Origin of the sequence: Microcoleus sp. B13-B6, assembly GCF_036705405.1 — a bacterium.
In the GTDB taxonomy this organism is placed as follows: Bacteria; Cyanobacteriota; Cyanobacteriia; order Cyanobacteriales; family Microcoleaceae; genus Microcoleus.
The window spans coordinates 23,341-29,812 of record NZ_JAUBUJ010000105.1 but is presented as its reverse complement, the minus strand read 5'-3'; the positions used below and the strand labels follow the sequence as shown (position 1 = coordinate 29,812).

The window sequence follows — 6,472 nt, the reverse complement described above, 5'->3', positions numbered from 1 at the left end:
AATACGTAAATACCACATTTTTTATATTTGTCTTTTTGTCAAGTACAATTTATACTAAATTAGATGAGCTTACCCTGAGACCCGATCGCCCAAAATAAGTCGTACTTGAGATTTGAAACAGTTTTTGTTGCCTATTTCATATTGCAGTCTCTGCCTTTAATTGTCTATCTAACTGCGGTAAGAGTTAGGCATTTGGGGCGCAATCGAACTCTACAATTTCCTGTTTAGAGCTGCTACGATTTGAATAAAGGGAGCTGGAAAAGGTTAAATGGCAAAGATCCTAGCTGTTTTTCCACGCCTCGCCAGGATTTTCCCACCTTCGATTAATGGTACGCAGTGGCCGGAGGTAATGAAAATTCTTAAGTTTGTCACCGGCAGGCGAAAATATGTCTGAAGTTATATTTTTACAAGCAACAAGCCATGTTACATTACATATGAATTTTGAGCTTGGTTGAGGTGGTAAATAATTTTTGGGTAAAAAAATGTTGTGGTCGCTGTCCGATAATTTGAGTCCGACAATTTTGCCTGAACAATTTTAACTGAGCCACACCATTAAATCACGGTTTGACAGAAGAAAATTGACAGAAGAAAATTAGGCATCAGTCGATTGGAGACTTCGGCGTGAGACGTTCAGCGAGGGCTGAGTCAATCTCGCTTAGTTGAACGATTGGAGATTTGAGATTTATTCCACAGATGAATCTGAGATCTTCAACAAGAGCCTAAAATTTTGGGCTGCTGCCGACTCCTGTGGGAAACTTGTATCCGTTTTTGGGCGCAGGGCGGTTTCATTCTCACCAAAAACATGAATTTTGTAGGGGTAGTGCCCCCGTGCCTACCCTCCCCATCAGTGCCCCCGTGCCTACCCTCCCCATCAGTGCCCCCGTGCCTACCCTCCCCATCGACGATTTGCTCGTGTTTCAGAGATTGGGGCAGCCACGGGGGGCTGCCCCTACAAGAGAATGAAACAGCCCTGGTTTTTGGGCGGGGTCAATCGATTTTAGATTTTAGATTTTAGATTTTAGATTTTAGATTGGAAGCATTGACTTGCGCGAGATAAATTCGGGGGCTCCTTTATCGGATACAGGTTTTTTCTTTCTCCACCGATGAATCCGGAGGCTTGTATCCTGGATGCTTGATTGTCAAAAAGCAGAAGGCAGAATTTGATAGCGGTCAAAAAATACTGTTTTAGGATTCAGCATTTTTATTGGATTCTACCTTCTAGCTGCATTTTTTTACAATTAAACAATATAAATTACTCGCTGCTATGAGCGATGCACGCCGAATAATTTATGAGGAGATCACCAACTATGTTGAAGCCAGTTACTTCCACAATTTATTATAATTATCGATCGCATTGAGCTGTTTGTACCACAGACTTTGTGCTGGTAATTTGCAAAAGGGATAGGGGCAGAACAACAGGCCAAACGAGAGGGCCGATTATTAAGGCTATCCAAGATATCACGTCTGTTTTAGATGTCGCAGTATCATTCCAAAAACTTTTGAACCAAACAAGAAAAACGATTAAGGCGATCGAAAAGTAGCTAATCATTATCATTTTTTTACCTGCCTGCCTATAGATGGGATAGGAGTATTTATAAATATTGTATCTCAGGGTGTGGCTCGCCGATCGCAACTTTATGCCCTGAGCTGCAAGCTGCAAGTGTCTAAAACCCAAAGTTTCACAGCTATCCGAGTCCATAGCCTGCGATGTTGAGCGGACTTACTCCCGCTGCGCGGCAGTCTTGGGAACTAAAAGCCTTGCTTTCAAAGCTTTTCGAGGTTTTGTTAAACCTTGAGGCTACCACCCCAATCATAGCTTATGCGATCGAGGTCTGTGGTTTTATGTGATTTAAATCACGTATACTCGCAGACTTCGGTCACAAATCGAGCCAAGAACAATCACACAGCTTACCCGACGGCAATCACCCTACTCTTTTGTCAAATGCTCGATATTATAATAGTCGAGTTCAACGAGATTTCATGCAAGCTCTGACTTTAAAATCCGATCGCGCGATCGCTGAACTGTTCTATCAAGTCACCCATTCCGGCAATCTGACTCGCACTGACAGCCACGGATTGCGCGAACTCTGCCCAAGCGCTCTCAGCGAAGACGCCAGAGATGCAGTCAACCGCCTGCTGCACGCCATCCGCCGCGGATGGGTCAGGATTTCCGATTAGTCTCCTCACACCAGAAGTTGAGATGAGTATTTCTACTTTCTCTCCTGTCAAGCTTTGGTAACAATAAGATTGAAGTGAGTAGGTCGCTCCATTAACCCTCTCCAAAAAAAATTGTACTGCGATCGAAAACCTCGCCCCGGTTTCTTGAAGAAGCCGGGATTTTTGATTTGAAGCAGTCAGGCGATTTTAGATTTTAGATTTTAGATTTTAGATTTTAGATTTTAGATTTTAGATTTTAGATTTTAGATTTTAGATTGACTTCACAGATGAATCTGGGAGCATGAACTAGAGCTTAAAATTTGGGGCAGATGGCCGATCCTGTCGGAAACTTGTATCGGCTTTGGGGCGAGTTATTAAGTATATCCACGGAACCAAGACCACACCAAGAAACTAGGTAAATGTAGGTAAAAGCGGGTTTATAAACACCGTAAAAGTTTTACGTAGAATTAAGCCAAGCGATTTAGCTAGCAGTCAGTAGTAATCTATTAATAGATAAATATTCAGAAATTTGTCACCGTTTCTTAACCAAAAGTAGAGATGTGGGGGTTGCCAAAAGCGAGAAATCGGGACGGGGTTGGTGTTTCCAGTTGCGGGGCTATCCTGGAAACATCCGCTCCCCAAGTCCGGCTGACACAAATCACTCATCAAGAGCCAAGCGATCACATTTACTCCCGTAGTTGAATCACATAAATATTGGGAAAATCAGTCAATACTGTCAAGAGTGAGTTCACAAAAAAAACACATGATGAAAACCCAAACGCTTTTACCTCAATTTACTATTGCAGAGCTAGTCTTTCAGGTATATCACTCCGGTCTGCTGACTCCCACTCACCGACAACAGCTCAAGACAGCCCTGTTAAATGACTCTCTTACCGAAGAAGATCAAACAGCCATCAACCGCTTGCTCCACGCCGTTCGCCGGGGGTGGCTGAAAGTTGTAGATTAAACTCGGTTCCAAATTTTTTGCCACTACTCTTTAAATGCACTGTCACTTGAAGGCAGAATTAAATCCCCTTAAAAAAATCAGGCATTAGCCTAAATGTAGGGTGCGCCACAAGCACCCTGCTGTTTTAACTTCTATTTTGTCAGCTTATTTAGTCAGAGATTGTGCCGTCAGGCATCATGGCCTCTCTTAGATTGGCTTCATTCAAATTTGTCCCGCGCAAAGAAGCTTGATGCAAGTTTGCTCCCCGGAGATTTGCTCCCTTAAGGGAAACTCCGCTCAAATCTGCTTTATGGAGATTTGCACAGCTCAAGTTAGCTCCGCTCAAATCGGCTCCCTTCAAATCAGCTTTTTCCAGATTTGCTTCCGTCAAATTTGCCCAACTCAGATTTGCTTGAGTTAGGTTAGCACGGCTGAGGTCAGCTTGTGTTAAGTTCGCATCGGTTAAATTTGCTTTGCTCAGGTTGATTCCGCAAAGCTTGACTTCTGTCAAGTTTGCACCTTGCAAGTTAGCGTTAACTGCATAAACTTGAATCAAAATTGCCCCCTGAAGGTTTGCATCTCTCATGTCTGCACCCCTGAGACTCGCCCCCGTTAAATCGGCCCCGCTGAAGACGACACTCCGCAAGATGGCTCCGCTCAAGTTCGCTCCCACCGCCTCGCATTCGCCAAAATTAGCGGACATGAGGTTGGCTTGGGAGAGGTTGGCTTGACTGATATCTGCTTGATACAGATTAGCTCTGTAGAGGGTGAGACCGATCGAATTTGCACCTTTTAAATTAGCGTGACTCAGGTCAATATCGCGCAAATTTGTCCTTGAGATATTGGCATCGCTCAGGTCTACTTTGTGAAAAACCCGTTCTCCGGCTGCATACCGTCTGAGAAGTTCCTCTGCATCCATGTCATTTTCCCCAAAATAATTAATAATAGCTTTGATATTTCCATAATATTAGGCATGAGCGACCTTTACGTTTCTTGGTCTCAATACCATCGAAAAATTGAGGATTTGGCTGTAAAGATTGATGAATCTCAGTGGAAATTCGATCGCATTGTCTGTCTGGCGAGGGGAGGGCTGCGGGTTGGAGATACTCTGTCGCGGATTTTCGACAAACCTCTGGCGATTTTAGCGGCCTCGTCCTATGGTGGGGCCGAGGGCAATGTCCGGGGTGCGATCGAGTTTGCCCGCGATTTGACAATGGTGGGCGATAATTTGGGCAGCCGCATTCTCCTGGTTGACGATTTGGCGGATTCGGGAATTAGTTTGAACCAAGGTATCGCTTGGCTGAAGAGTCGCTACGGCGAGGATATTCAGGAAATTCGGACTGCTGTACTCTGGTACAAGGCTTGCTCTGTTGCAAAGCCGGATTATTATGTAGATTATTTGGCTGACAATCCTTGGATTCACCAACCTTTTGAAATGTACGAAAAGATGAGTGCGGCTGATTTGGCTGCGAAAGTTGGGAGTTAGTCTATAAAAGGCTAACATCTGGTCAATTTTTAATATGGTTTTGCCGATATTTTGCACTTTTTGGCATAGTCCGTCAGGGGTTGAAACCCCTGTCTCATAGCTAAAGTCCTCTGAAAGAGGACTGGATATTTATTAAGGTTTGGCAGTCGGTTTCAACTCTGATCTTGCACCATTTTCAGCAACAGGCTTTTCGGCCTGTTCCACAAAGAGTGAATGTTCTTGTGGAACAGGCCGAAAAGCCTGTTAAGCGAGAATGGTACAATATCTCAATTTCAACTGAGATGTTGCATCATTCTCAATGAGCCTTTTTTGGGCGGGCTAGAAGCCCAACCCCTACTCCCCACAAGAAAATTAATTCTTTGTGGAACAGGCCGAAAAGCCTGTTCATAAAAAGCTTATTGAGAATGGTGCAACATCTCAATTTCAACCGACTGTCTTCTATGAGACGGGGAATTAATTCACTCCTAGGACTTGTGGGTAAGTGCAAGTCTGCTGATACAATTAGCGAACCGAAAGAATTCGATCGCCCAATTCCATACTATCTGCCAAAACTTCCTGCCGCGCCCACCTATCCGCCGCCAAAATATCGTCTAAACCAGGACTTTCACAGTTATCGGCTTGATGTTTGTCGCACGCCTTTTCAATCAGCTTGGGAATATCCAAAAACTGAATCTTCTCCTGCAAAAATAGCGCTACCGCCTGTTCGTTTGCCGCATTCAGCACCGCAGGCATCGAACCGCCCGCACGTCCCGCCGCATAAGCCAACTGCATACAAGGATACTTTTCGTGGTCGGGTTCTTGGAAAGTCAAATCCCCAGCTTTTACCAAATCCAGCCGTTCCCAATCTGTATGAATTCGCTCCGGCCAAGACAAAGCATAAAGCAGCGGCAAGCGCATATCCGGCCAGCCCAATTGCGCTAAAACCGAGGTATCTTGCAACTCAATTAACGAGTGAATTATGCTCTGAGGATGGATGACAATATCAATGTCGTCATAATCCATTCCGAATAAGTAATGAGCCTCGATGACTTCTAATCCTTTATTCATCAAAGTAGCAGAATCGATCGTGATTTTCTGCCCCATCGACCAATTCGGATGTTTCAAAGCATCGGCTACTGTTACTCCTGCTAATTTGTCGATCGGCAAATCTCGAAAAGAACCCCCCGAAGCGGTGAGAATAATTCGCCGCAACCCGCCAACCATAACACCTTGCAGGCACTGAAAAATTGCCGAATGTTCCGAGTCTGCCGGCAATATTTTAACGCCGTATTTTTCGATTAAGGGGTTGACAACGGGGCCCCCTGCGATTAATGTTTCTTTATTGGCTAAGGCAATATCTTTGCCTGCTTTGATAGCCGCAATTGTTGGCAGCAAACCGGCACAGCCAACTATGCCCGTGACGACGGCTTGAGCGTCGCCGTATTGGGCAACTTCGACAACGCCTGACTCGCCAGCAAGTAAAATAGGTTGAGGGTCGATGTCTGCGATCGCCTCCTTCAATTCCAGTAATTTATCTTCGTCGCAAACCGCGACAATTTCCGGTCGAAACTGGCGAATTTGCTGGGCCAGCAACGTTACATTTCGTCCGGCGGTTAACCCGACAATCCGAAATTGATCGGGGTATTGAGCTACAATATCCAGAGTTTGAGTGCCGATCGAGCCTGTGGAGCCGAGAAGAGTTATTGCTTTCACAATTTTTTAATGTTTTGTGGATTATTCTAATATTACGATTGCGGGGATAAAAATTAGTGGTTAACTATTGCGTGGAAAGCACATTCGATGGAATCATATTTTGAGTGACCGAAAGCATCCAGGATACAAGCCCCCGGATTCATCCGTGGGTCAATGCTTCAATTCTAAAATCTAAAATCTAAAATCTAAAA

At 44.6% G+C, this 6,472-nt stretch carries 7 protein-coding genes; 4 read left to right on the top strand and 3 right to left on the bottom strand.

The features are described 5' to 3' along the window. Positions 1-268: 268 nt before the first annotated feature. Positions 269-394, top strand: coding sequence for a hypothetical protein (locus QUB35_RS32305; protein WP_333146033.1), 126 nt, complete (start codon positions 269-271; stop codon positions 392-394). Between the two features lie 948 nt (positions 395-1,342). Here the strand turns inward: QUB35_RS32305 and QUB35_RS32300 are convergent. Then, positions 1,343-1,555, bottom strand: a complete 213-nt coding sequence (locus QUB35_RS32300) for a hypothetical protein (protein WP_333146031.1) — start codon at positions 1,553-1,555, stop codon at positions 1,343-1,345. Positions 1,556-1,980: 425 nt separating this feature from the next. Between QUB35_RS32300 and QUB35_RS32295 the strand changes: the two genes are divergently transcribed. Further along, the gene (locus QUB35_RS32295; RefSeq protein WP_333146028.1) at positions 1,981-2,178 is read left to right on the top strand and encodes a hypothetical protein; all 198 of its coding nucleotides are present in this window, start codon (positions 1,981-1,983) and stop codon (positions 2,176-2,178) included. A 745-nt stretch (positions 2,179-2,923) separates the two neighbouring features. Further along, positions 2,924-3,124: a hypothetical protein gene (locus QUB35_RS32290; RefSeq protein WP_333044643.1), complete on the top strand. Its 201-nt coding sequence runs from the start codon at positions 2,924-2,926 to the stop codon at positions 3,122-3,124. A gap of 148 nt (positions 3,125-3,272) precedes the next feature. Here QUB35_RS32290 and QUB35_RS32285 read toward each other — a convergent pair whose 3' ends face one another. Further along, complete coding sequence (locus QUB35_RS32285) at positions 3,273-4,022, bottom strand: pentapeptide repeat-containing protein (RefSeq protein ID WP_333146026.1); 750 nt, start codon at positions 4,020-4,022, stop codon at positions 3,273-3,275. A gap of 54 nt (positions 4,023-4,076) precedes the next feature. Between QUB35_RS32285 and QUB35_RS32280 the strand changes: the two genes are divergently transcribed. Then, a complete protein-coding gene (locus QUB35_RS32280; protein WP_333146024.1) occupies positions 4,077-4,589 on the top strand; it encodes a phosphoribosyltransferase family protein in 513 nt (170 codons plus the stop codon). Positions 4,590-5,090: 501 nt separating this feature from the next. Here the strand turns inward: QUB35_RS32280 and dxr are convergent. Further along, on the bottom strand, positions 5,091-6,281 hold the full coding sequence (gene dxr, locus QUB35_RS32275; protein ID WP_333146022.1) for a 1-deoxy-D-xylulose-5-phosphate reductoisomerase: 1,191 nt from the start codon (positions 6,279-6,281) through the stop codon (positions 5,091-5,093). Positions 6,282-6,472 lie beyond the last annotated feature (191 nt).